The organism is Streptomyces sp. DT2A-34, assembly GCF_030499515.1.
Taxonomy (GTDB): domain Bacteria; phylum Actinomycetota; class Actinomycetes; order Streptomycetales; family Streptomycetaceae; genus Streptomyces.
Window position 1 is genome coordinate 2416077 of the sequence record NZ_JASTWJ010000001.1, and the last position, 26213, is coordinate 2442289.

Consider the following 26213-nt stretch of genomic DNA (forward strand, 5'->3'; position numbering starts at 1 on the left):
GATGCCTCACAGCGTCTCGAAGGAGTCGGATTCGGCCCGGTACACCAGCACGCCGCCGGTGTGGACCTCGTAGAACCAGGCGTGGACGCGCAGCCGTTCGTCCCGCAGGCGCGTCTCGACGCACGGGTACGACACCAGCCGGAGCACCTGCCCCAGTACGTGGTGCTGGACCGCCTCGGCGACCTGCGGGTCGTCCGGCGCGCCGGACGGCAGTACGGCGGCGTGCCCGAGCCACTCGCGCACCGCCGGCACGGCCGACAGATCGTCGCCGCGTACCAGCGCGCCGACCGCGCCGCAGTGGGAGTGCCCGCAGACCACGATGTCGGAGACACCGAGCACCTTGACGGCGTACTCGATCGTCGCGGCCTCGGAGGTGGGACCCGCGTCGTAGGGCGGGACGATGTTCCCCGCCGTACGCAGCTCGAAGAGCTCACCGGGGCGGGCACCGGTGATGAGCGAGGGGATGACGCGTGAGTCGGAGCAGGTGATGAAGAGGGCGTACGGCGACTGCCCTGCGGCCAGTTCGCCCAGTTCGGCGCCCTGGGAGTGGGCGAAGGTCCGTGCGTGTGCGATGAGGGTTTTCATGTCAGCTTCCTCGTGAGGAGAGGTGTCACTGGCAAGGGGTCGTCAGTGGCTCGCCGTTGAGCCACTGCCGTCGAACTGGTGGAACCGTGGGGGGCGGAATCGGAGGGGAGGGGGGAACCGGCGGAACTAGTCGTCGTCGCCGTCGTCGCCCGACCACGGGCCGGTGATGGCGACGAGGATGCCGGGGTCCTGGATGTTGGCGAACAGCGTCTTTCCGTCCGCGGAGAAGGTGACACCGGCGAACTCGCTGTACTCCGGGGCCTCCGCGGTGCCGACGTTCAGCTCGTTGCGGGCGATGGGGTAGGTCTGGCCGTCGGCGGTGGCGCCGAACAGGTGCGACACGCCCTCGCCGTCCTCGGCGATCACCAGGCCGCCGAACGGCGAGACGGTGATGTTGTCGGGGCCGTCGTAGGCACCGTCCTGGGAGACGTCGGTGTGGACCGCGAGGAGCACCTTGAGGGTGATGGTGCCGGTGCGGGGGTCGTAGAACCACACCTGGCCGTCGTGCGGGGTGCCGGGGCTCTCGGTGCGGGCGTAGCTGGAGACGAAGTACGTGCCGCCGTCGCCCCACCACATGCCCTCCAGCTTGCGGGAGCGGGTGATCTCACCGGCCAGGAACTGCTTGCGCACGGAGGTGGTCACGGCGTCGCGGTCCGGGACCTTCACCCAGTCCACGCGGTAGACCGTGCCGACCTTCGTCGCGCGGGAGAGGTCGTCGACGTACTGCCCGGCGGCGTCGAAGCACTTCATCGCGTCCAGCACGCCCGCGTTGTCGGCCAGGGCCCGCAGCTTGCCCGGGCCGTGGGTGAAGCCGACCGGCGGGGTCCAGCGGTAGAGCAGGCCGTTGGGCTTGGAGGCGTCCTCGGTGAGGTACAGGTGGCCGCGGTTCTTGTCGACGACGACCGCCTCATGGGCGTACCGGCCCAGGGCCTTGATGGGCTTGGGGTCGAGGTTCGCCGCGCTGCCGTGCACGGGGTCGACCTCGAAGACGTACCCGTGGTCCTTGGTCATGCCGCCCACGCCGGCCTTGTCCTCGGTCTCCTCGCAGGTCAGCCACGTGCCCCACGGGGTGACGCCGCCGGCGCAGTTGGTGGAGGTGCCGGCGATGCCGACCCACTCGCGTACGGAGTCGTCGGACACCTCGACGACGGTGCAGCCGCCGGCCGCCGCCGGGTCGTAGACCAGGCCGTCCAGGTGCGGGACGGGGTCGTCGGCCTCGCTCAGCGGGTCGTCGATCTCGTGGTTGTTCACCAGCAGGGTCACGTCGTCGTCATCGTCATCGTCGCCGCCGAGTGCGAAGGCACCGGTGCCGTCATGGTTGCTCGGGGTGGTCTGGCCGGACTCCAGGGTGGTGACGCCGGTGCGGGTCAGGATCCGGTAGGAGAAGCCCTCGGGCAGAGCGAGGATCCCCTTCGGGTCCGGGACCAGCGGACCGTAGCCGACGGCGCCGCCCGTCGCGGCCGTGTCGGCGACGGCGCCGGGCGCGGTGAGCAGCGCCTCCACACTGCCGATGAGCATGACCCCGGCGCCGGCCAGCGCCGATCGGCCCAGCAATTCCCTGCGGTTCAGCGGCATCTCGTCTCCCGGACGATCGGAGTGTGCGAAGCGGTGAGCGGTGCTCGCCGACTGAGGGGAGGTCGGCGCTCCGCCATGCTGGCCAGCCGGGAAGAACCTCAGCGGAAGCCAAGAAGAAGTCATGAATGTGCAGTTCTCATGTTTCTCATCCGCGAGACATATGTCCGCCTCAGTGCCGACCGGGGCACGGAAGCGACGTCACGGTCAAGGTCTCCGTCGGACCACGGCCGAGAATCATGTCCATCGCGTCGATGAAGACCCGGCACGGCTCATCGGCATTCCCAGGGGTGACCACGCCTGCCGCTGGACGGCTACCGTGGCAGCCGATCGAGCCGTCACCATCCGCCTCGGAACCGCGAATGACATCGAGGCGGCTGTAACGATCCTGAACGCCGCCGAAGCCCGGCGGAGCGGCCGTTTGCCACGGGGAAGAGGGCAGCGGCCGTATAGGCCAGAGACTTGCCCTTCCGGACGCGTTCTTCTTCGTCGCACGGCGCGCGGAGGGCCATCCGACCGGCCTTGCAGCCGCTATGAGCGGCCGTCAAGGCGGCGGCGCTGGCACGCCGATAACGCCCGCGCTCAACGCATCTACGAGGGCATGGGCTTCGTACTCACTGGCCGGACGGATGTATCAGACGCAGGCGAGAGCGTCGTCCACTACCTGTGGGTCCCTCACCGGCAACGCCGCTGATCACCTCCGGCTCCAGCCCGGAAACACCAGCGGGGCCTGGGCGTGTCACCGCGGATGCCCACCGATGGTCGGACACGGTCCGTGACTGACTGCGCCGATATGGGGCGCTGTCCTGCGGCACGGCGCGTTCGGGAGGACGACGGAAGCAGCGGTACCCTCCCGCACAGCGGTCGCCAACCGGCTTTCGAACGCCGACCGGACATGCACCATGACCACCGCACACGCCACTCACCCGGCCCACACACATCAACACGGTGCGGGCTGCGGCCACGTCGCCGTCCCGCACGAGGACCACGTGGACTACGCCCACGACGGTCACCTGCACTGCGTCCACGACGACCACGTCGACGAGTGCGAAGCCGCCGCACACACCACCCACGACGGCCACGACACCAGCACGGCGAAGGCTGCGGCCACGTCGCGGTGCCCCACGTCGACCACGTCGACCACGTGCACGACGGCCACCGGCTGAGTCCTTTGCTGTGACAAATCTGTGAGTCCGCGCGCAGAAGTACGCGACAGGAGCGTTGCCGAGCGCGGATCTCGCACCCGTGCGTGCCGCTCGGTCGGACCGAGAGGCGGGGCGTGGCAGCAGTCAGGTACCGAAGGCCACGGCACTCCAGGCCGCGCGAGCCGGAACTCACCGCCACCGTGGCCGGCGCTCGTGAAGGGAGCGAGGAGGACTTCAGGACCCTCTACCGCGGCCTGCACCCGGCACTGCTGGGCTACCTGACCGCCCGGCTGGGAAGCGGCGCGGAGGCCGCCGAGGCGGCCTCCGCCATGTGGCGGGACATCGCCCACGGGATGCTCTCCTTCCACGGCGACGGAACCGACTTCCGCATATGGGCCGCGTCCCTCGCCCGAAGACACCTGGCGCAGCGCCCGCAGCCGGACCGCGCCGGTGCTCGCTCAAGCAGCAGCATCCCGGATGACGTGTGGCGCCCTCTGGCCGCTCTGCCGACAGGCCTGGCGGATGCCCTGCTGCTGCGCGGGGTCGTCGGGCTGGACGACCCGGCGGTCGCTCAGGTGCTCGGCACCACCGTCGAGTCCGTGCGCACCGCAGCAGAGCACGCCCAGTGGCTCGTGGCCGACTGCCTCGCTTCCCGCCCGGCGCCCGACGAGCCCGGTGCCGAGTGGTCCTGCACATGGTGCTGACGTCGGCGATGACGCCGAACCGCACTCGCCGAGGAGTGTGACAGCCGCGGCACCTGGGGCGCTGAAACACGTGGGCGCCGTCTGTCAGGCCGGCGCCGGTCCCCGTGCCTGCCCGCGCGGGGTGGCGTCGCGCCTCGTCGCGGCTTCTGTACGCTGGGCGCCTGTTTGCGCAATTGCGTGGATACCGGCAGATTCCAGGGCAGGCTGGCTGCCCATTTTGCCGGGCCGAAGGGGGATGTAGCCGTGCTGGTGGCGGATCGGTATCGCCTGGACACTCCGCTGGGACGGGGCGCGATGGGCGAGGTGTGGCGCGCCACCGACGAGATCCTGGGCCGGGACGTGGCCGTGAAGGTGCTGCGTACGGACGAAGCCGCGGAGACGGACGGCGAACGCTTCCGGCAGGAGGCGCAGACCGCGGCCCGGCTCAACCACCCCCACGTCGTCAGCATCTACGACTTCGGTTCCCACGACGGGCAGCTCTACCTGGTCATGGAACTGGTCGACGGCTGGAGCCTGGCCCAGGAACGGTCCCTACGCGGCGTCCTGAAGGCGCACGAGACGGCGCGGATCGGCGCCCAGATGGCCGCGGGCCTGGCCGCCGCGCACCGCCAGGGCGTGATCCACCGCGACATCAAGCCCGCCAACGTAATGCTGACAGCCGACCGCGCCGTGAAGATCGCCGACTTCGGGATCGCCCGCTTCGCCGACGACGCCGCCTCCACGCTGACCGCCACCGGGGCGATCCTCGGCACGAGCGCCTACCTGGCGCCCGAGCGCGCCCTGGGCCGACCCGCCCAGCCCGCCTCGGACATGTACGCACTGGGCTGCGTGCTGTACGAACTGCTCACCGGCCAGCCGCCGTTCACCGGCGCCACCGCCCTGTCCGTGGTCCAGCAGCATGTCGACGCCGCGCCCGTCCCGCCCTCCCGACTGCGCCCCGAGATACCCGGGCCGCTCGACGACTACATCATCAGTCTGCTGACGAAGGACCCGGCGCAACGGCCCACCGCCGACCAGGCCGCCGCCTGGCTGACGAACCCGCCGGAATACGCCCCCTCGGCTCCCCACGACGAGCGTGGCGCGGTCGCCATGCCGGTGGCACCGCCCCCGGCAAATACCCCGCGCACCGAGGGCCTCCGCCCGGCCCGGCCGCGTCCTGGCAAGCGCTACGGGGCCTCGCCCAGAGCGCTGCTCGCCGTCGGCGGCGTCGCCTTGTTCGCCGTCTCGGCCGTCGTCGGGACGGCGCTGGCCCCGGGTGACGAGGGCGGCGGCTCGCCTGCCCCCACTGGCACCTCACCCGCCCGGTTCTCCTCACCAGCCGTCGAGCAACCCACCACAGCACCTCCGTCGCCCACAGCCACGCCCACCACGTCGTCAGCCACCCCCAGCTATGACGCGGAAAGGGCGCAGAAGGAGGCGGAAGCGCGGCGCAAGGCGGCCGAGAAGGATCGGAAGAAGGACCGGGAAGAAGAGGACGACGACTGAGGCTGCGGCCGACTGGTCGAGCCGAGAGGCTGCTCCCGAACTGGACAACAGGCAACGCCCCGCCCTGCCGAAGCAGTTCGGGGCGGTCGTGCGGGGATCAGCAGGCACGGAGGAACCCCGGGTCCACGGATACCGATGACCAGTCGGCAACTCCATCCGCGTCACGGGGACTCAGGCATCGAACCCGCCGCATTCGCCCAACAGGCCATCGCCGCCACGCCCGGGGCGGCCCCCGTCACCCACCCACAGAGAAGGCCCTGGGTACCACTGCGCGGTTGGGCACCCAGGGCCGGCCTTCATCTTCGAGCAGGGGCAGACCCGTCACGGGGGGAACCAGCCTGCCCCTGCACGTTGACGCCCGCTGCCTCCCCCTGGAGTGCAGGCGCCTTGACCCCGTCGGGGGTCACTCTCTCCAGCGGGCCCTGTCCCCGGAGTGTCACGGGTGAGGGCTGATCATCACTGGGTCAACACCTCCGTGAAGAACGGCACTTGCCTTACGTCACAATGACGCCACACTCCCTCCGCATGCCTGCACCGCACGCCACAATTCGGCACATGCCCGGCACCACCGCAGAGGGGAAGCAAAGTCCGGCTACAGGGACGTGCAGACGGCCGTAAGAATCGAGAAGTTCCGGATCTGGTTCGCCTGATTCTGTGGCGGCTTCGTGCTGCTGGGCATCGCCAACTCGACCAAGGACATCCATGTCGTCAGCGTCATCGCCCAGGGTGCTGTTCGTCGTCGGCGGCATCGCGTTCACCGTCACCGCCGTGCGGATGACGAACGCCCTCACGCGCAAGGCCGAACCCAAGCGTCGGCAGGTCCTCGGCGACCAGTAACCCCCGGCGCAGCACGCTGTCCCACCCACACCCGGAGTCGGCGTCATGCTCGCTATGGCCTTCATCGTCGGTCCCGCCGCCACCGCCCGCCTGTGGGCCGACCGCATCGGCACGACCCTGCCGATGTCGACGGCCGTCGGCACCGGCTCCTGCGCCGTTGGACTCGCCCTCTCCACCCACTGGAACCTCGACGCTGGCGGCACCATCACCCTCGTCGTCGCCGCCGTCTTCCTTGTCTCCCGGGCACTGTCCCCACACAGCGGCCAAGCCGGATCGACGGGGAGGGGCACGGCGCAGGCTGGGAGGCCTCCTGTGCTCATTCCGATTCTTCGGACACAGGTAGCGGTTGGCGCCAAGGCGTGGATCTGTCGATCTTCGGTGCGGCCCGGCGGAGCCTCTCCGCCGTGGCCTCGGCTTCCGGATCGGCACGCGCGGAGATGGCGAGAAGACGGAAAAGCGCGGAGGGCCAGAGTTCGACGCACACCACAGGCCTGCCGGGCCGCACGGCCGCGAAATCCTCCCCGTCCGGATGGCCCCGAGTGCCGATGCACAGCTTGCCGGGGATGCAGATGCCGCGCCTATGGGTTCCGCGCAGAGCACGCCACCAGTCGGGTTCGACCGTCACCCGGCGCACAGCCGTCAGCGGCACGCGCACGTCACCGCGGCGGGCGGCCGCCTTTTCCCACCATGCCAAGCGGATGACCAGGCGGTCGCCGTCGGTGTGTATGCGTGCCATCGTTCAACGCCTCCCCTCCATCCTCGCTCAAGGAGCCGTCGTCGCCGATAAGCCCGCGGAGGAGGACCAGACGGCCGTCGGCACGCCTGCCACGGAGCTGGGAGCGCCACCGTCTTGGCCTGCCCCAGGGCGTGGGATGAGCTGCGAGAAGCATGTCGCTCCTGTCCCGGGGCCGGGGCGCCCAGGGACAGGCAGTGCCGGCACGCGCTGTCCGGGGGCACCCTCTTGCACCGGTACGCCTCACGCGCGGCCCTCTGCATCGCAGCACGACGACCCTGGGCGAGCAGGGCAACCGCTCGGCCCAGGTTGCTCAAGGCGGCGTAGGGCGGCCCCGCGTCAGCGGGAGAACCGGGTCAGACTGCAGGACGCACGTCAGGTCTCGATCACCGCATCGCAGTCGGGGCAGACCACGCATGCGTATTGCCCGGGATACCAGGGCACCTCAGGGGGCTCGGTGACCTGGGAGCCCGTTTCCATCGCGAAGGTGTCTTTCCCACAGAGGGTCCGCGGGCCCGTGGCGGCGGGCTCCCCCGGCGCGGTGGGCGCCGCGTGCACCTTGCGGACGTGCCGTTCCTCGCCACCCCGGATCCCCGGGGAGGCGCGTGGAGCCACCGGCTTGTCGAGTTCGTACACGACTCATGCCGCCACCGTAGGAGGCCAGGGGGCCGATCCGAGTGCGGCCTTTGCGGGCGGGTGGCTGTGTTCGGCCGGCGCGGCTCTCACGCCTGGCCCGCGCGTGGCGGCAAATCGGTGCCATCCGCCGGTTCGAGCCTGGCCGCCTCGAATTCCACCCGGACGTCGTCGGCCAGCCGCAGCGCGCCCAAGAACGCGGTGTAGGGCTTGATTCCCCAGGCGGACTGCGTGACCGTCGCCCAGCCGTGCAATGGCCCGGCGTCGCTTCCCTTGCCGTGCACCGTCACCGGGTGGGTGCGTCCCTTGATGGTGAGTTCCCCGGTGATCTCGAAGGAGAGCGGGGTTCCCGTGATGCGGGTGGAGCGGAAGGTGATCGTGGGATGCTCTGCGGTGTGCAGCAGGGCCTTGTCTGTCAGTGTCCGTTTGATCTCGGCCCGGTCGGCGTCTGTGAGTGCTTTCAGTCCGCCGGCTCCTTCCCGGACCTCCAGCGAGTCCGTCTCTACCGTCACACTCACGGACGACCTGTCGGGGTCATCGACGGCCACGATGGCCTCCCCGGACCACTGGGTGGCTTCGATGGTGAGGTCGTGCCCCGCCCGGCGTCCCAGCCCGGCGCGGCCGGTCTTGATCAAGAGGCGGCCTGTCGACGGCCCGAGTCGGTACGTTCCGTCGGTCAGCGTCACAGTGCGAGGGTACGGGCGGGCCAGGCCGGGGCGGTCGACGATGTCCGGTCGGCGTGTCCCCATGACGCGAGGTGACGTCGCATCGGAGCCGGAGATCCGGATCGCGGTCGGTGCCGACAGGCACCGCGAGAAGCCGAAGGGGGGCGACGGGCCTGTACCCGTCACATGTGCCTGCCCATTCAGCGTCCCTGCCGCCGAGCGCGACATCGAGGGCATGGGGCGCCTCCCAGAGCGGGCGGGGTACTCGGCCTACGGCCGGCTGGCCCAGATGACGACGGTCCGCGATGTATTCAGTGAACAAGACCATGCCGGAGGCGATCATGCGGAACGCCGAAGAACCGGCCGTGACACCACGAGCGCCGACGGTACACAGGAGACCCACGACACCCTGGAGCACCGGGTGCGGAACCTGGAACAGCGCGTGGAGACGCTGACCGCGGCCGTACGGGCCCTGGCCGAGGGCCTCGAACCGTCCCCGGGCAACGGGGCGGCCGACGGCGGCCGCGGTGCCCGCCTGGCCCACGAGATCCTGCTGTCCCGTGGCCTGTAGACAGGCAGGGCGGACGCAAGCGAGACATCATGGCGGGCTGCAGGCCATCGCCGAGCGAAGCGTTCCGGCCCCGCTACCCATAGCCGTTCCAGATGCATGTCGATGCTCGGTCGTGCGAACAGCGCAGCGTCAGGGTCGGCCTGCAAACGATCGACCAGTGCTTCGTCGGATGAGCCGAACAAAGAGACGGCCACCGCGTAATCAAAGAGAACATGGTGCGAAAACTCCACGGGCCCTGTTTCCGGGCCTCCGGGGAGACCGGGGCGACGCTTAAGAACGGCTCGTGACAGCAAGGTATCCAGCACCGAAGCGGCGGCCGTATCGCTACCTACGATGACCTGGGTGCTGAGCGCAAGACGCCGCCCCTCGACCGCCATCTCACAGAAACGGGTCAGCACCGCCACGCGTGAGAGACCGTCTGCCCCATCGCCGACTCTGTGTTGCCAATAGCGACGAAGGAGGTCCAGCCGGCTTCCCACCCGCCCGAGTTCCGTCACGCTCACGCCTTCCAGCAAGAGTTCGGCGGCAAGACGGAGGCGGAAGGGGTTACGCAACAGTGTCGCCACGCCAGATATTGACTGAGCCAGGAGGTCAGCCAGAGCTGTGAAGCCCACAACTACCTGGTCTAGGTCATCGTCCTCAAGATCCTCCAAAAGCACCGGAGCGGCTGCAAAGAGCTGACGCAACTGAGTCGAATGCTGCAGATCCCACGGCCGGATGGATGCGACCACCCGCCACTTCGGCAACCGCCGGCGAACCTCACTGATCCCCCATCGCCACAAGGCTGATTACGCATCGCCCCGTGCTGCATCGACGGCGTCGATGACCAACAGCCCAGTGGACCCGAGCAACCACTGATCAAGGACGTCCCAGCAAGGGGTGCTGCAGGCCCAGCTCGGAATGCAGTTGCCCCAAGCTCTCGGCGGCGGGACAGGCCGGGACGCGTAGGGCTTTCGATTCCGCGCAACAGTGCAGGTCACAGCGCCGACTCACGTATATCGCCGCAGGTCGGCAAGTCTTCCGCTCCCAGAAGACCGTCAACCGCATGCGTCCAGTATCCCGCCCCTGAGAGTGGGCCTGCGCCGGGACCGCTTACCGAGACCGCTTTCCGCCCTACGGTCTGACGCATGGCCGAAACAGGAGCTTCCGCACTCCCCCCGACGCCCCCTGCGCACTCCCCCCTCTTCCGCGCCGAGCAGTTCGTCTGGCTCACCGCGCGCGTGCTCGAACAGCGCCTCTTCGCGTATCACTTCCTGAACGGCGCCGCCGACGCGGTGGAGACCGCGCTGGACGCCTACCGCAACGAGGACGGCGGGTACGGCCACGCGCTGGAGCCCGATCTACGCGGCCCGGTCAGCCAGCCACTGCACACCGGCCACGCACTGCGCGTCCTGGACGTCATCGAACGCTGCGGCGGGCAGCGCGTGGATCGCGTATGCCGCTACCTCACGTCGGTCTCCACCGCGGACGGCGCCCTCCCGGCGATCCACCCCAGCCAGCGCGGCTACCCCGCGGCTCCCTTCATCCCGATCGTGAACGACCCGCCCAGCTCGCTCCTGGCCACCGGGCCGGTGGTCGGTCTGCTGCACCGCAACGAGGTGTGGCACGCCTGGCTGTTCCGGGCCACGGACTTCTGCTGGCAGGCGGTCGAATCCCTGGAGGAGTCCCATCCGTACGAGATCGAGGCCGCCGTGGCCTTCCTGGACTCCGCTCCGGACCGCACGCGCGCGGAGGCAGCCGCCGACCGACTGGGCCGCCTGGTGCGCGAACAGCGCCTCGCAGCCCTGGACCCGGACAACCTCGACGCGTACCCGGTCTCCCCCGGCTACGCCCCCGACGAGCACCACTTCCCGCACGACTACGCGCGGACACCGCGCTCCCTCGCGCGCGCGTGGTTCACGGACGACGAGATGAGCCGCTCCCTCGACCACCTCGCCGGCGAACAGCAGGAGGACGGAGGCTGGCCGATCAACTGGCGCCGGTGGGCGCCGGGCACCGCCCTGGAGGCCCGCCCCATGGTGACGATCGAGGCGCTGCGCACGCTGAGGGCATACGGCCGCCACATCGGCTGACCCGCCTCACCCACCCATCGCCCGCACCCCCACCGTCACCCCACGGCCGCCCCGACGATCAGGAACGAGGCGCGCGCCACCCCAACGGCAGCGGCTCCAGCCGCCGTAGCGTCCAGCGCCAGCAGCCCGACGATGACATGCACTGGGTCCGCAGCAGATCGACTCCAGGCAACCCGGCATACCGCCAGTGCCGCGCCCTCTCGCCCGAACCTGCCACACCCCCATCGTCGCGACAGCGAACGGCTGGGCGCACACCCCCACGGGCCCGCAGCCGCCCACGGCGGGAAGGGGACGTGCCGGGGGGTGTCCGCCCGCAGAGTCCGGTGTCAAGAAACGGCACCTCTCGCCCAACGCCCACCACCGGACCGAGGACGGACACCCCCCGGCACGGCCCCGACCCACAACCCACCCGCAGGCGCCACGCGCACCCCCAACCAAGGCCGCACAGGCCGCCGCAGGCACCCACGCGCACCCCCACCCGCCCCACCCCAACGGCATTTCCCCAGCTCAGCCCCATTGTCAGTCCCCGGGTGCAGGATGGACGCATGGTCAGCAACGCGCACCGAGCCCTCACCGGCTTCTCCCCCGCGACCCGCGGCTGGTTCACGGGCGCCTTCTCCGCGCCCACCGCAGCCCAGGCAGGCGCGTGGCAGGCCATCCGCGAGGGCTCGGACGTGCTGGTGGTCGCCCCCACCGGCTCCGGCAAGACCCTGGCCGCGTTCCTCGCAGCCCTGGACCAGCTGGCCTCCACACCCCCACCCGCCGACCCCAAGAAGCGCTGCCGGGTCCTCTACGTCTCCCCCCTCAAGGCCCTGGCCGTCGACGTGGAGCGCAACCTCCGCAGCCCCCTGACCGGCATCCGCCAGGAATCCGTACGCCTGGGCCTGCCCGAGCCCGAAGTAAAGGTCGGCATCCGCTCGGGTGACACCCCCGCCGCAGAGCGCCGAGCCCTGTCGACCCGCCCCCCGGACATCCTGATCACCACCCCGGAATCCCTCTTCCTGATGCTGACGTCAGCGACACGCGACGCCCTGACCGGCATCGAGACGGTGATCCTGGACGAGGTCCACGCGGTGGCGGGCACCAAGCGCGGCGCCCACCTCGCGCTGTCCTTGGAGCGCCTGGACGAGCTCCTCCCGAGGCCGGCCCGCCGCATCGGCCTCTCCGCGACCGTCCGCCCGGTCGACGAGGTGGCCCGTTACCTCTCCCCCCGCCGCAAGGTGGAGATCGTCCAGCCGAAGTCGGGCAAGGAGTTCGACCTCTCGGTCGTGGTGCCCGTCGAGGATCTCGCCGAACTCGGCGGCTCCCCGGTCGCCGACGGCGCCGACGGCGCAGGCGCAGAACGCCCCTCGATCTGGCCCCACGTCGAAGAACGCATCACCGACCTCGTCCAGGCCCACCGCTCCACGATCGTCTTCGCCAACTCCCGCCGCCTCGCGGAGCGCCTGTGCAACCGCCTCAACGAGATCGCCTACGAGCGGGCCACCGGCGAAACCCTGGACGAGCACCACGCCCCGGCCGAGCTCATGGGCGGCTCGGGCGCGGCCCAGGGCGCACCGCCCGTCATCGCCCGCGCCCACCACGGCTCGGTCTCCAAGGAACAGCGCGCCCTCGTCGAAGAGGACCTCAAGGCCGGCCGCCTCCCCGCAGTCGTAGCGACCTCCAGCCTCGAACTGGGCATCGACATGGGCGCCGTCGACCTCGTCGTCCAGGTCGAATCACCCCCCTCCGTCGCCTCCGGCCTCCAACGCGTGGGCCGCGCAGGCCACCAGGTCGGCGCTGTCTCCACCGGCGTGGTCTTCCCGAAGTACCGCGGCGACCTCGTCCAGGCAGCCGTGGTCACCGAACGTATGCGCACCGGGTCCATCGAGTCCCTCAAGGTCCCGGCCAACCCCCTGGATGTCCTCGCCCAGCAGGTCGTCGCCATGACGGCGATGGACACCTGGCAGTTCGACGACCTCCTCGCAGCCGTCCGCCGGGCCGCCCCCTTCGCGTCCCTCCCCGAATCCGCCTTCACCGCGGTCCTCGACATGCTCGCCGGCCGCTACCCGTCCGACGCCTTCGCGGAGCTTCGCCCGCGCGTGGTCTGGGACCGCGTCGCCGGCACGATCACCGGCCGCCCCGGCGCACAGCGACTGGCCGTCACCTCCGGGGGCACGATCCCCGACCGCGGCCTCTTCGGGGTATTCCTCGCCGGAGCCGACCCCAAGAAGGGCGGCGGCAGGGTCGGCGAGCTCGACGAGGAGATGGTGTACGAGTCCCGAGTGGGCGACGTCTTCACGCTCGGCACCAGCTCCTGGCGCATCGAGGACATCACCCGCGACCGCGTCCTGGTCTCCCCCGCCCCGGGCGTACCGGGCAGGCTTCCCTTCTGGAAGGGCGACCAGCTGGGCCGCCCGCTCGAACTGGGCCGCGCGGTGGGCGCGTTCCTGCGCGAGGTCGGCTCACTGCCCAAGGAGGACGCCCGGCTCCGTCTCCTCACCGCCGGCCTGGACGCCTGGGCGGCCGACAACGTCCTCTCGTACCTGGACGAGCAGCGCGAGGCCTGTGGCCACGTCCCGGACGACCGCACGATCGTCGTCGAGCGCTTCCGCGACGAACTCGGCGACTGGCGGGTCGTCGTGCACTCCCCCTTCGGCGCCCAGGTCCACGCCCCCTGGGCACTCGCCCTCGGCGCGAAGCTCTCCGAGCGGTACGGCATGGACGCGCAGGTCATGCATGCCGACGACGGCATCGTGCTGCGCCTGCCCGACGCCGACCTCATGGGCCTGGACCTCCTTGACCAGGAACCGACGAAGGCCGGCACGGAGTACGACGCCGACCAGGCACCCGTCGGCGCGGTGGACGTCGTGTTCGACAAGGGCGACGTCGACCAGCTCGTCACCGACCAGGTGGGCAGCTCGGCCCTGTTCGCGTCCCGCTTCCGCGAGTGCGCCGCCCGCGCGCTACTGCTGCCGCGCCGCAACCCCGGCAAGCGCACCCCCCTGTGGCAGCAGCGCCAGCGCGCCGCCCAGCTGCTCCAGGTGGCCAGCGAGTTCGGCTCCTTCCCGATCGTCCTGGAAGCGGTCCGCGAATGCCTGCAGGACGTCTTCGACGTCCCGGGCCTGACCGAGCTCATGGGCGACCTCGAGTCCCGCAAGGTGCGCCTCGTCGAGGTCACCACCCCCGAACCGTCCCCGTTCGCACGCTCCCTCCTCTTCGGGTACGTCGCCCAGTTCCTGTACGAGGGAGACTCCCCGCTCGCCGAGCGCCGCGCCGCCGCCCTGTCGCTGGACTCGCGCCTGTTGGCCGAGCTGCTCGGCCAGGCGGAGCTGCGCGAACTGCTCGACGCCGAGGTGCTGACCGAGCTGGAACAGGAACTCCAGTGGCTCACCGAGGACCGCCGCGTCAAGGACGTCGAAGGCGTCGCCGACGTCCTCCGTCTCCTCGGCCCGCTCACCGACGCCGAGCTGGCCGAGCGGGGCGCCGAGCCGCACTGGGCCCAGGAGTTGGCCGCCGCCCGCCGCGCCATCAAGGTCCGCATCGCGGGCACCGACCACTGGGCGGCGATCGAGGACGCGGGCCGCCTGCGCGACGCCCTCGGCACGGCCCTGCCGGTCGGCGTCCCCGAGGCCTTCACCGAACCGGTCAAGGACCCGCTCGGCGACCTCCTCGCCCGCTATGCCCGCACCCACGGCCCGTTCACGTCGGCCACAGCAGCGGCCCGCTTCGGCCTGGGCGCCGCGGTCACGGACGGTGCCCTCCAGCGGCTGGCAGCGAGCGGCCGTGTCGTACAAGGCGAGTTCCACCCGGCCGGCATCGGCCAGGAGTGGTGCGACGCCACGGTCCTGCGCCGCCTCCGCCGCCGCTCCCTCGCCGCGCTGCGTCATGAACTGGAGCCGGTGCCACCGGCCGCGCTCGCGCAGTTCCTGCCCCAGTGGCAGCACATCGGCAAGGGCCACGGGCTACGCGGCATCGACGGACTGGTCCGCGCCATCGAGCAGTTGCAGGGCGCGTCCGTGCCGGCGTCCGCCCTGGAGAAGCTCGTCCTGCCGTCCCGTGTCGCGAGCTACACCCCCGCGATGCTCGACGAACTGACCGCGGCCGGCGAGGTCGTCTGGGCCGGAGCCGGCTCGCTCCCCGGCAAGGACGGCTGGGTCTCCCTCTACATGGCGGACGCGGCCCCCCTGCTCCTGCCGCAGCCCCACCCCCTGGAGCTGACGGCACTGCACCAGTCCGTCCTCGACACGCTGTCCGGCGGCTACGGCCTGTTCTTCCGCCAGATAGCCGACCAGATCCGCGCCACCACCCACCCCGACGTCACCGACCCCCAACTCGCCGACGCCGTCTGGGACCTGGCCTGGTCCGGCCGCCTGACGAACGACACGCTCGCACCCATGCGCTCCCTGCTGGGCTCGGGCCGCACCGCGGGCTCCACCGCCCACCGCGCCAAGCGCACGGTCCCGCGCGGCCGCTACGGCTCCCTCACGGCCGCCGCACGCCCCGCCTCCCGCACCGGCCCGCCAACTGTCGCCGGCCGCTGGTCCCTGCTCCCGGCGCACGAACCCGACCCCACCGTCCGCGCCCACGCCCTGGCCCGCACCCTCCTCGACCGGCACGGCGTGGTGACCCGGGGAGCGGTCACCGCGGAGGGCGTCGAGGGCGGCTTCTCGGCGACGTACCGCATCCTGTCCGCCTTCGAGGACAGCGGCCAGGCGCGCCGCGGCTACGTGGTCGAAGGGCTCGGCGCCGCCCAGTTCGCGATGGACGGCGCGGTCGACCGCCTCCGCGCGGTGGCCAACGCCCGCGACCGAGGCGACGGCCTGCCCGCCCCGAGCACCCCCGCCACCAGCGGTGCCCCCGACGGCTTCGGCGCATCTGACACGTACGGCTCCCCCGACGGCTTCGGCACCACGGGAGCCGACCAGGGCAACAAGGCCACGGCCGACCAGGGCAGCACCCCCATGTACGACAGCCCCGACGGCACCCCCACCTACGACATCCCGGACCTCGACCACGACTTCCTGGACGCCCACCTGGGCCCCGGCGACTACGCCTCCCCCCGCGACCTGCCCCCCAGCGCGGCCCACGCACCTCCCAAGGCCCCACCCGGCACAACGGCGGCCCCCCGTACGGCCCCGGCCCCGGCTCGGGCCCCGGCTTCGCCTCCCGCCGCACCCGCCCCACGGCCGACACCCGAGCCGTCGTCCTCGCCGCCGCCGACCCGGCGAACGCATACGGCGCCGCCCTCCCCTGGCCGGAGCCCCCGACCGGCGCCGGCCACAAGCCAGGCCGCAAGGCGGGCTCCCTCGTAGTGCTTGTCGACGGCGAACTGACCCTCTACATGGAGCGCGGCGGCAAGACACTGCTGGCCTGGCCCTCGGCCCCCGACACCGACCCCGCCGACGACCCCCGCCTGCACACGGCAGCGGAGGCCCTCGCCACAGCCGCCCGCGCGGGCTCCCTCGGCACGGTCACGGTGGAGCGCGTGAACGGCGCCTCGGCCCTGACCTCCCCCATAGGCGCCCTCCTGGAAGGAGCAGGCTTCATCGCAACACCCCGAGGCCTACGCCTACGCGCCTGACCCAATCCCTTCGGCCTAACCCCTCAGCCCACCCACCCCGACGCGACCCGCACCACGCCCCCACCCCCGCCTCCTCGCCCCATGCCACCCTGGACCCATGCCCGAAGGAGACACGGTCTGGCAGACCGCGAGACGGCTGCACACGGCGCTCGCAGGCAAGACGCTGACCCGCACCGACTTCCGGGTGCCGAAGTACGCCACGGTCGACCTCACGGGCCGCACCGTCCTGGACGTCACCCCACGCGGCAAGCACCTCCTCACCCGCATCGAGGGCGGCCTCACCGTGCACTCGCACCTAGGCATGGAAGGCTCCTGGAAGGTCTACGCCGACCAGCAGCGCTGGACCGGCGGCCCCGCCCACCAGATCCGCGTGATCCTCGCCGCCGCCCCCGCAACCGACGCCCACCCGGCCCGCACGGCCGTCGGCTACCGCCTCCCCGTTCTGGACCTCCTGCGCACCACCGAAGAGCACCGTGCCGTCGGCCACCTCGGCCCCGACCTGCTGGGCCCGGACTGGGACCCCGACCGTGCCCTCGCCAACCTCCTCACGGACCCCGCCCGCCCCCTCGGCGAGGCCCTGCTGGACCAGCGCAACCTCGCCGGCATCGGCAATGTCTACAAGAGCGAGCTCTGCTTCCTGCTCAACGTCACCCCCTGGCTCCCCGTAGGCGCACTCCCCGCCGAACACACCGCCCAACTCCCCGTACTCGCCAAGAAGCTCCTGGAAGCCAACCGCGACCGCCCGATCCGCAGTACGACGGGCCGCCGCGGCCAGGACCTCTTCGTGTACGGCCGTGCCAACCGCCCCTGCCTGCGCTGCGACACCCCGATCCGCGCGGCCGACCAGGGCGACGGCTCCCGCGAGCGCCCCACCTACTGGTGCCCGAACTGCCAGGCGGGCCCGGCACCGAGCACGACACCCGGCGCCGCCCCGTCACGCAGAACTCAGCACCGCCCCACCAATTGACGCCCTGTCAGAAACCCTCGTACCGTCCCTTCATGGCCGTGAAGGCGTACGACCTCACCGGACGCACCGCATTCGTCACCGGCGCCGCCAGCGGCATCGGCCGCGCCTCGGCCCTCCTGCTCGCCGAGGCCGGCGCCGCAGTGCACTGCGCCGACCGCGACGCACAAGGACTGCACGACACGGCGACCCTGATCAAGGCGAGCGGCGGCACCGCCCGCACCCACCACCTCGACGTCACCGACCGCGAACAGCTCCGCCGAGCCGTCGCCACCTGCGAGCGGCTCGACGTGATGGCCGCGGTCGCCGGGATCATGCACAGCAGCCCGGTCCTGGAGACCCGCGACGAGGACCTCGACCGGGTACTGAACGTCAACTTCAAGGGAGTGCTGTACGCCTGCCAGGAGGCCGCCCACGCGATGCTCGCGCGGCACACGAAGGGCAGCATCATCACCATGGCCTCCGGCGCCGTCGACACCGGCGGCCCCGGCCTGCTCTGCTACGGCGCGGCCAAGGCAGCGGTCGTGCAACTGACGAAGACGCTGGCGGCGGAGATGGGCCCGCACGGCATCCGCGTCAACGCGGTCGCCCCGGGCTGGATCCGCACTCCCATGACCGACCGCCACGGCACCGCGGCGCAGAACCGGACCGAGGCGTTCATGGCCCGGCTCTCGCCGCTGGGCCGGGTCGGCGAACCGGAGGACATAGCCCACGCCGTGCTGCACCTGGCGTCCGACGCCTCGGCCTTCACGACGGGGCAGATCCTGCGTCCGAACGGCGGTGTGGCGATGCCGTGATAGCTCGCCCCGCCCGCCAGGCTTCTGCCCACCGCCGCGGGTCGACGGCCCCCGCTGCCCGCGCCTTCGGCACACAGTGCACCGGCAACAGACTCAACCCCCACCCTCCGGCGGCGACGGCCCCCTCCAGCACTCCTGCGTCCGGCGCCAGCGCGAGCCGCAGCACGGCCCACCACCACAGCGCCGCGAACGCGAGGGCCACCCCCCAGCGCGCTATCGGCCGTGCCATCCACCCACCTCCAGCCCGAGGCTAGGCCGCCCGTTCACCCGCCGGGAGGGCGCATCAACGGCACACGGATGCAGCGCGGGCCAACGTCGTCACAGCGCGTGGGGCGCCGTCACACCCTCCACCATGACCGTCGGGTCACATACCGGCAAACGGACCCCGAAAGGGTCCGTACAGCACGAAACCCCGACCGCACTGCCCCAGGTCTCCCTGGAGAAGCCCTGGCCGGGGCCTCACACAACTCTGCGCGTGGTCAGCCCACACGCACCGGCGTCACCGTCACGCGGCAACCACGTCCACCGCCTCGGAAGGCGCCTTGATGGTCACCCGTTCCGGTGGCACACCGGTCACCGACACGGAACCCAGCATCGGTCGCACCGATGTGCGTACAGGCTCGCTGGGAGTGGCCGCTGCAGACTGGGCCAGCTCGGCGAGGGCGAGCTCGTCGCTCACTTCCCGCATGAGCTCGGACATCCGTACGTCCAGCGCGTCGCAGATCGCGGCGAGCAGCTCGGAGGAAGCCTCCTTCTGCCCCCGCTCCACCTCGGAGAGATAGCCGAGTGAGACTCGGGCGGACGAGGAGACTTCGCGCAGAGTACGGCCCTGGCGCTGGCGCTGCCGACGCAGCACGTCACCCAGCAGGCGACGGAGCAGAATCATCGGTGGCTCCCTCCTCGGACCGCGTAGCCGCATCCTTCACGCCCCACCGTACCGCCTTGCGCCGCGGCCGTGCGGGGAGCGATGTCGTGTTCACTAAGGGCTGCAAACATCAAAACCCCCCGTTCCGTTCCGTATCCTGTGCCCGCTCATTCCCAGTGTGTTCGCTCGCAAGCTCCTTCAGGAGCAGTGCGAGTACGCTCCGTACACTCTCCATACGAATTTCCGCGCGGTCGCCGTTCAACCGCAGGGCCTCCACTTTTCCGCCACCGGCGGAACCGGAACCAGGGCCGACGGGCCCGTCCACGGCCACGAAAACCGTCCCTACGGGCTGTCCGTCCTGCGTCTCGGGCCCCGCGACGCCGGTCGTCGCGATGCCCCAGTCGGACCCCAGCGCCTTCCGTACGCCCGCCGCCATAGCGGCCGCGACCTGCGGATTCACCGCCCCGTGTTGCTCCAGCCAGGTGGCGTCGACGTCGAGCAGCCGATGCTTCAGCTCGGTGGCGTAGGCGGTCACCGACCCCCGGAAGGCCTGGGAGGCTCCGGGGACGGCTGTGATCTCTGCCGCAACCAGTCCGCCGGTCAGTGACTCGGCGACAGCGAGCGTCTCACCCTTCACTGTGAGTAGTCGCACGACGTCGGCGGCCGGGGAACTCACGCTTCCGTCTCCTCCAACGCGGCCTTGCGCTCGGCGATTCCCCGCCTGCGCAGCACAATGGCTTGTCTCACATAGTCGAGCCCGGTCACCACGGTCAGGACGACCGCCGCAGCCATCACCCACCACCGCAGAGTGGCCAGCCACCCCGTCAGCGCCAGGATGTACATCCCCACGGCCACGCCCTGTATGAGGGTCTTGAGCTTGCCGCCGCGGCTCGCGGGGATGACGCCGTACCGGATAACGATGAAACGCAGCAGCGTGATCCCGAGTTCCCGGCCGAGGATGACACCCGTCACCCACCACGGCAGATCGCCCAGTGCGGACAGACAGATAAGCGCCGCCCCCATGATCGCCTTGTCGGCGATGGGATCGGCGATCTTCCCGAAGTCGGTGACGAGGTTGTACGTCCGGGCCAGATGACCGTCGAACAGATCGGTGATCATGGCGATGGCGAAGGCCGCCCAGGCGAGCGAGCGCCACGCCGGGTCGTATCCGCCGTCGGCCAGCATCAGTGCGACGAACGCGGGCACGAGGACCAGCCGGAGCATGGTCAGAAGGTTGGCGATGTTCCAGACGCTGGCCTGGTTGACGGCCGCGGCCGCGATCTTCCCGCCGCGCGGGGGCTTCGCACCGCCCGGGACACCGGCGTCGGCGCCGCCGGACTTCGAGCCGGCGGCCCTGTTCGAACCGGCGGCCTTGGACGAACCCACCGCACTGGCCTTGCCCGCCGCGCCCGCCTGCGAGGAGCCACCCGCGGCCGACGCCGGAACTCCGGTCATCTGCCCGCCTCCTCACTACACGCGAACGTGCCCTGCAGCGGCTCGGCCACCAGGTCGACACCTTCCGTACCGACCACCTTCGCCTCGACCATACGACCGATGCTCAGCCCTTCGCCGCTCGTGAGCAGCACCTGGCCGTCCGTCTCCGGCGCCTGGTGCGCTCCACGGCCGTACGCGCCCTCCGCGGAGTCCTCGGAGCCCACCGACTCGACGAGCACGTGCACGGTCTCCCCGACGCGCTCCTCGGCCCGCTGTGAGACGAGCTCCTCGGCCAGCCGGGAGACACGGGCCAGCCGCTCGGCGACGACGTCCTCGTCGAGCTTGTTCTCGTACGTCGCCGCCTCCGTGCCCTCCTCGTCGGAGTACCCGAAGACTCCGATGGCGTCCAGGCGCGCGCCGTTCAGGAACCGCTCCAGCTCGGCCAGGTCGGCCTCGGTCTCGCCGGGGAAGCCGACGATGAAGTTGGAGCGCACGCCGGCCTGGGGGGCCTTGCTGCGGATCGTGTCGAGCAGCTCCAGGAACCGGTCGGTGTCCCCGAAGCGGCGCATCGCGCGCAGCACATCGGGCGCGGAGTGCTGGAAGGACAGGTCGAAGTACGGGGCGATCTTCGGCGTCGAGGTCAGCACGTCGATGAGGCCGGGCCGCATCTCGGCCGGCTGGAGGTAGCTGACGCGGACCCGCTCGATGCCGTCGACCTCCGCCAGCTCCGGCAGGAGGGACTCCAGCAGGCGGATGTCGCCCAGGTCCTTGCCGTAGGACGTGTTGTTCTCGGAGACCAGCATGATCTCCTTGACGCCCTGCTCGGCGAGCCAGCGCGTCTCGTTCAGCACATCACTCGGGCGGCGCGAGATGAAGGAGCCGCGGAAGGACGGGATGGCGCAGAAGGAGCAGCGCCGGTCACAGCCGGAGGCGAGCTTCACCGAGGCGACCGGGGCGCCGTCGAGGCGGCGGCGCAGGGGCGCACGGGGGCCGGAGGCCGGAGCGAGCCCTTCCGGAAGATCGGCGGGCGCGTGCCCGGGGAGGGCGACGCCGGCCGCGGACTCCTGCCGCTCTGCCGGGCTGATCGGCAGCAGCTTGCGCCGGTCGCGCGGGGTGTGCGCGGCGTGGATGCCGCCGTTCAGGATGGTCTGCAGGCGGTCCGAGATGTTCGCGTAGTCGTCGAAGCCGAGCACGCCGTCGGCCTCGGGGAGAGCCTCGGCGAGTTCCTTGCCGTACCGCTCGGCCATGCAGCCCACCGCCACGACGGCCTGGGTTCTCCCATGGCCCTTGAGATCGTTGGCCTCCAGGAGGGCATCGACGGAGTCCTTCTTGGCGGCGTCGACGAAGCCGCACGTGTTGACGACGGCGACATCCGCGTCCCCGGCGTCCTCCACGAGGTCCCAGCCGTCCGCCTCCAAGCGGCCTGCGAGCTCCTCCGAGTCCACCTCGTTACGGGCGCAGCCAAGAGTGACGAGTGCGACGGTACGGCGTTCAGGCATGGGCTCAAGACTACTTTGTCTCACTGACACCCCACGTCGACGGGGTTGGCCGATCTTGGCCAACCCCGTCCACAGCTCAACCCTTCGGCCGGACTTATCCGGCCTGCGGGTCGCCCTTCGTGTACGCGAGGCGCTCCACGGCGCCCGGCTGCCAGTCGTCCTCGATCTTCTTGCCGTTGACGTACAGGTCGATCGCACCCGCGTCACCGAGGACCAGGTTGATCTTCTCGCTGTCCTGGAAGGTCTTGGAGTCGCCCTGCTTGAGGAGGCCGTCGAAGAGCAGCTTGCCGTTGTGGTCCTTGGCCGAGATCCAGCTCTTCCCGTCGGGGGCGCTGACCTGGACGGTCACCTTGTCCTGAGGGACGGCGGCGATGGCGCTGTCCGACGGCTTCGGGTCCTTGGGCTTGTCGGTCTTCGGCGTGGGCGTGATCTTGTCGGCCGTCGGCGTCGAGCCACCTTCCGCGACCGACCACCTGCCGCCCCCTTCATCGCCCTTGAACGCGGTGAACCCGACGAACCCGACCACGGCGACGATCGCGGCGACCATGGCCGCGGTCCAGTTGGGCCCGCGCCGCTCGGGGCGAATGCGCTCCGCCTCGAACAGGGGGGCCGCCGGGGTCGGCGCCGGTCGTCCGCCGTGCGAGGCGTCGTACTGGGAGAGAAGTGGGGCCGGATCGAGGTGAACGGCCTTGGCCAGGGTCCTGATGTGGCCTCGGGCGTACACGTCGCCGCCGCAGGCAGCGAAGTTGTCCGCCTCGATGGCGTGCACGATGGCGATGCGGACCCGGGTGGCGTTACTGACGTCGTCGACGGTCAGCCCTGCGTCGATGCGCGCCTGCCGGAGGGCACGGCCGATCGAGGGGCGGGCTTCCTCGGACACGTCTTCGAACGGACGCTCGTCTTCAGGGGAGTTGCCGATGGACACGGGGGCGCCTTTCGAGCGTTTAAGCCACCTGTGCTGGAGGTTCAGTCTATGGGGGGTACGAAAGGGTGGGGCAACCGGGCGGTAGGACTTTGTACGCCATCGGAATGGCCGGACGCGCCGATGACGGAGTACGAGATTGTCGCGCTTCCCTCAACTTGACGTACGCCGAAGGGGAACGGTTGCTCAATGATCCCTTACGGGTGAGTCACAATCGAACATCGACTCATCACCCACCCGTTCGCAAAGCGAGCACTGTGCCCCGTTTCCGCCCCGGACTCCCTTTAAGCCTCCCCGCGGATCACGGCCAGCACGCCGTCCAGCTCATCAGGTTTCACAAGAACGTCACGAGCCTTGGAACCCTCGCTCGGACCGACGATGCCCCGCGACTCCATGAGGTCCATCAACCGCCCGGCCTTGGCGAACCCGACACGCAGCTTGCGCTGCAGCATGGACGTCGACCCGAACTGCGTGGAGACCACCAGCTCGGCCGCCTGGCACAGCAGATCGAGGTCGTCGCCGATCTCCTCGTCGATCTCCTTCTTCTGCTTGGTGCCCACGGTGACGTCGTCCCGGAAGACGGGCGCCATCTGGTCCTTGCAGTGCTGGACGACCGCCGCGACCTCGTCCTCGGTCACGAACGCGCCCTGCATACGCGTGGGCTTGTTGGCGCCCATCGGCAGGAACAGCCCGTCACCCTTGCCGATCAGCTTCTCGGCGCCGGGCTGGTCGAGGATGACGCGCGAGTCGGCGAGCGACGAGGTGGCGAAGGCCAGCCGTGAGGGGACGTTCGCCTTGATGAGACCGGTGACGACGTCGACCGACGGCCGCTGCGTGGCGAGCACCAGGTGGATGCCGGCCGCGCGCGCGAGCTGCGTGATACGCACGATCGCGTCCTCGACGTCGCGCGGGGCGACCATCATGAGGTCGGCGAGCTCGTCGACGATCACCAGCAGGTACGGGTACGGCTGGAGCTCGCGCTCGCTGCCCTCCGGCGCCTTCACCTTGCCGTTGCGGACGGCCTCGTTGAAGTCGTCGATGTGCCGGTAGCCGTACGCCGCGAGGTCGTCGTACCGAAGGTCCATCTCCCGTACGACCCACTGGAGCGCCTCGGCGGCCCGCTTCGGGTTGGTGATGATCGGCGTGATCAGGTGCGGGATGCCCTCGTACGCGGTGAGCTCGACGCGTTTGGGGTCGACCAGCACCATGCGGACGTCCTCCGGGGTCGCTCGCATCATGATCGAAGTGATCAAGCAGTTAATGCACGACGACTTACCGGAACCGGTCGCACCGGCAACCAGCACATGCGGCATCTTCGCGATGTTGGCCATCACGTAGCCGCCCTCGACGTCCTTGCCGAGCGCGACCAGCATCGGGTGGTCGTCCTCCGCGGCTGCCGCGAGGCGCAGCACGTCACCGAGATTGACCATCTCGCGGTCGGTGTTGGGGATCTCGATGCCGACCGCGGACTTGCCGGGGATCGGGCTGATGATCCGCACGTCCGGGCTGGCGACCGCGTACGCGATGTTCTTCGTCAGCGCGGTGATCCGCTCGACCTTCACGGCGGGCCCGAGCTCGACCTCGTAGCGCGTGACCGTCGGCCCGCGCGTGAAGCCGGTGACGCGGGCGTCGACCTTGAACTCGGTGAAGACGGTGGTCAGCGACTCGACGATGGCGTCGTTGGCGGCGCTGCGCGACTTACCGGGACCGCCGCGCTCGAGAAGGTCGAGCGACGGGAGCGAGTACGTGATGTCGCCGGACAACTGGAGCTGTTCGGCACGCGGCGGCAGGTCCCGCGTCTCGCCGGGTGCCGCCTTGGTGAGGTCCGGGACCTCGGACTTGGTGAGGTCCGGGACCTCGGTCTTCGGGAGCTTCTCCTGCTTGGGCCGCGCGGCGGGGACGGGCGTCGGAACCGGGGTGGTCTCCGCGCGGTCGCCCACGCTCACGCCCTGGGTGAGGTCGGCGACGATCGGCGAGGGCGGCATCCCGTGCATGACGGCGCCGTCGAGCGCGGCAGCGGCTGCCGCCGCGACGTCCACAGCGTCCATGGGACGGTCCATCTCGGGCTGCGGCACCGCGGAGCGCCTCGGACGGCCGCGACGCCGCGAGAGGGCCTCCTGTTCGGCGCCGTCGGGGTCGTACGCCTCGGGGGGCGGAGTGCGCCTGCGGCTCCGCGCCGCGGGCAGCGCCTCGCGCCACTGGTCGTCGTAGCGCTGCTCGTCCTCGGCGTACTCGTCGCCCTCGTCGGGGTCGGGCAGGATCCCGAGCTTGACGCCCAACAGCCGCAGCCGCTGCGGGATGGCGTTCACCGGGGTGGCCGTGACGACCAGCAGCCCGAAGATCGTGAGCAGCACGAGCAGCGGTACGGCGAGGACCTCGCCCATGGCGTACGTCAGCGGGGTCGCCGCGCCCCAGCCGATGAGCCCGCCCGCGTCCCTTATCGCCTGCATGCCGTCGCTGCGGGCAGGCGAGCCGACGGCGATGTGGACCTGGCCGAGCACGCCGACGACGAGCGCGGACAGGCCGATGACGATACGGCCGTTGGCCTCGGGCTTCTCGGGGTGCCGGATGAACCGAACGGCGATGACCGCGAGCAGTATCGGCACGAGCAGGTCGAGCCGGCCGAACGCGCCGGTAACGATGATCTCGACGAGGTCGCCGACGGGGCCGCGCAGATTGGACCAGGTGCCGGCCGCGACGATCAGGCCGAGTCCGAGGAGCAACAGCGCGATGCCGTCCTTGCGATGGGCGGGGTCAAGGTTCTTCGCACCCTGCCCTATGCCCCGGAACACCGCGCCGACCGCGTGCGCCAGCCCGAGCCAGACGGCGCGCACGAGCCGGTAGATGCCCCCGGTGGGGTTCGGTGCCGGCTTGGGCGGGGGCGCGGCTTTCTTCGCCGCGGCCTTCTTGGCCGGCGCCTTCTTCGCGGGGGCTTTCTTGGCAGCGGCCTTCTTCGCCGGAGCCTTCGCGGAAGCGGCCGCCCTCTTCGCGGGCGGCTTCTTGGCTGCGGAGGGACGTGAGGCCATGGGTGTGAGGTTACCGGTGGAGGAGACAGTGGACACGTGTGCCCACTGCTTCACCCGTTCGTGTCGCGCTTGTGGAGGCGGTGAACTGACGCCGGTTCACCGACCGGTAACGCCCAGGGCGGCTCGGCGCCGCTCGCCGGC

At 70.8% G+C, this 26213-nt stretch carries 19 protein-coding genes and 3 pseudogenes; 10 read left to right on the forward strand and 12 right to left on the reverse strand.

The annotated features are described in order from the left end of the window. Positions 1-6 precede the first annotated feature (6 nt). Both QQM39_RS10445 and QQM39_RS10450 read right to left on the reverse strand, forming a co-directional pair. Positions 7-585, reverse strand: coding sequence for a carbonic anhydrase (locus tag QQM39_RS10445; RefSeq protein ID WP_301996417.1), 579 nt, complete (start codon positions 583-585; stop codon positions 7-9). A 126-nt stretch (positions 586-711) separates the two neighbouring features. Then, positions 712-2160: an alkaline phosphatase PhoX gene (locus QQM39_RS10450; protein WP_301996418.1), complete on the reverse strand. Its 1449-nt coding sequence runs from the start codon at positions 2158-2160 to the stop codon at positions 712-714. An 899-nt stretch (positions 2161-3059) separates the two neighbouring features. Here QQM39_RS10450 and QQM39_RS10455 point away from each other — a divergent pair. The 5 genes and pseudogenes from QQM39_RS10455 to QQM39_RS46150 all read left to right on the forward strand — a co-directional run. Next, positions 3060-3337: pseudogene (locus tag QQM39_RS10455) on the forward strand (hypothetical protein). Positions 3338-3436: 99 nt separating this feature from the next. After that, entirely contained in the window at positions 3437-4006 is a 570-nt protein-coding gene (locus tag QQM39_RS10460; protein WP_301996419.1) for a hypothetical protein, read from the forward strand. Positions 4007-4249: 243 nt separating this feature from the next. Then, complete coding sequence (locus QQM39_RS10465) at positions 4250-5491, forward strand: protein kinase (protein ID WP_301996420.1); 1242 nt, start codon at positions 4250-4252, stop codon at positions 5489-5491. Positions 5492-6193: 702 nt separating this feature from the next. After that, a complete protein-coding gene (locus QQM39_RS10470; RefSeq protein WP_301996421.1) occupies positions 6194-6328 on the forward strand; it encodes a hypothetical protein in 135 nt (44 codons plus the stop codon). Positions 6329-6373: 45 nt separating this feature from the next. Then, positions 6374-6559, forward strand: a pseudogene (locus QQM39_RS46150) (metal ABC transporter permease); the annotation flags it as partial. Between the two features lie 85 nt (positions 6560-6644). Here QQM39_RS46150 and QQM39_RS10475 read toward each other — a convergent pair. The 3 genes from QQM39_RS10475 to QQM39_RS10485 form a co-directional block, all read right to left on the reverse strand. Beyond that, complete coding sequence (locus tag QQM39_RS10475) at positions 6645-7064, reverse strand: hypothetical protein (protein WP_301996422.1); 420 nt, start codon at positions 7062-7064, stop codon at positions 6645-6647. Positions 7065-7436: 372 nt separating this feature from the next. Beyond that, the gene (locus QQM39_RS10480) at positions 7437-7697 is read right to left on the reverse strand and encodes a hypothetical protein (RefSeq protein WP_301996423.1); all 261 of its coding nucleotides are present in this window, start codon (positions 7695-7697) and stop codon (positions 7437-7439) included. Positions 7698-7783: 86 nt separating this feature from the next. Then, on the reverse strand, positions 7784-8380 hold the full coding sequence (locus QQM39_RS10485; RefSeq protein WP_301996424.1) for a YceI family protein: 597 nt from the start codon (positions 8378-8380) through the stop codon (positions 7784-7786). A 214-nt stretch (positions 8381-8594) separates the two neighbouring features. On the opposite strand from QQM39_RS10485, the gene QQM39_RS10490 reads away from it, so the two are divergent. From QQM39_RS10490 to QQM39_RS10510, 5 genes and pseudogenes are all read left to right on the forward strand, one after another. Further along, positions 8595-8930: a hypothetical protein gene (locus tag QQM39_RS10490; protein ID WP_301996425.1), complete on the forward strand. Its 336-nt coding sequence runs from the start codon at positions 8595-8597 to the stop codon at positions 8928-8930. Between the two features lie 1127 nt (positions 8931-10057). Continuing rightward, positions 10058-11002, forward strand: coding sequence for a hypothetical protein (locus QQM39_RS10495; protein ID WP_301996426.1), 945 nt, complete (start codon positions 10058-10060; stop codon positions 11000-11002). A 545-nt stretch (positions 11003-11547) separates the two neighbouring features. Next, positions 11548-16565, forward strand: a pseudogene (locus QQM39_RS10500) (ATP-dependent helicase). A gap of 97 nt (positions 16566-16662) precedes the next feature. Further along, positions 16663-17532, forward strand: a complete 870-nt coding sequence (locus QQM39_RS10505; protein ID WP_301996427.1) for an Fpg/Nei family DNA glycosylase — start codon at positions 16663-16665, stop codon at positions 17530-17532. A 32-nt stretch (positions 17533-17564) separates the two neighbouring features. Then, positions 17565-18326, forward strand: coding sequence for an SDR family NAD(P)-dependent oxidoreductase (locus QQM39_RS10510; RefSeq protein WP_301996428.1), 762 nt, complete (start codon positions 17565-17567; stop codon positions 18324-18326). Here the strand turns inward: QQM39_RS10510 and QQM39_RS10515 are convergent. The 7 genes from QQM39_RS10515 to QQM39_RS10545 all read right to left on the reverse strand — a co-directional run bounded on the left by QQM39_RS10515 (position 18277) and on the right by QQM39_RS10545 (position 26072). Next, positions 18277-18555, reverse strand: coding sequence for a hypothetical protein (locus tag QQM39_RS10515; protein ID WP_301996429.1), 279 nt, complete (start codon positions 18553-18555; stop codon positions 18277-18279). The two genes, QQM39_RS10510 and QQM39_RS10515, sit on opposite strands and share 50 nt — an antisense overlap. A 276-nt stretch (positions 18556-18831) precedes the next feature. Next, positions 18832-19212: a helix-turn-helix domain-containing protein gene (locus QQM39_RS10520; RefSeq protein ID WP_301996430.1), complete on the reverse strand. Its 381-nt coding sequence runs from the start codon at positions 19210-19212 to the stop codon at positions 18832-18834. 109 nt (positions 19213-19321) lie between these two features. After that, a complete protein-coding gene (locus QQM39_RS10525; protein ID WP_301996431.1) occupies positions 19322-19867 on the reverse strand; it encodes a CinA family protein in 546 nt (181 codons plus the stop codon). Further along, a complete protein-coding gene (gene pgsA, locus QQM39_RS10530) occupies positions 19864-20646 on the reverse strand; it encodes a CDP-diacylglycerol--glycerol-3-phosphate 3-phosphatidyltransferase (RefSeq protein WP_301996432.1) in 783 nt (260 codons plus the stop codon). The genes QQM39_RS10525 and pgsA overlap by 4 nt, the downstream gene beginning before the upstream one ends. After that, the gene (gene rimO / locus QQM39_RS10535; RefSeq protein ID WP_301996433.1) at positions 20643-22124 is read right to left on the reverse strand and encodes a 30S ribosomal protein S12 methylthiotransferase RimO; all 1482 of its coding nucleotides are present in this window, start codon (positions 22122-22124) and stop codon (positions 20643-20645) included. Before rimO ends, pgsA begins: the two co-directional genes overlap by 4 nt. A gap of 94 nt (positions 22125-22218) precedes the next feature. Next, on the reverse strand, positions 22219-23049 hold the full coding sequence (locus QQM39_RS10540) for a RodZ domain-containing protein (protein WP_301996434.1): 831 nt from the start codon (positions 23047-23049) through the stop codon (positions 22219-22221). A gap of 281 nt (positions 23050-23330) precedes the next feature. Then, positions 23331-26072, reverse strand: a complete 2742-nt coding sequence (locus QQM39_RS10545) for a DNA translocase FtsK (protein WP_301996435.1) — start codon at positions 26070-26072, stop codon at positions 23331-23333. Between the last annotated feature and the right edge of the window lie 141 nt (positions 26073-26213).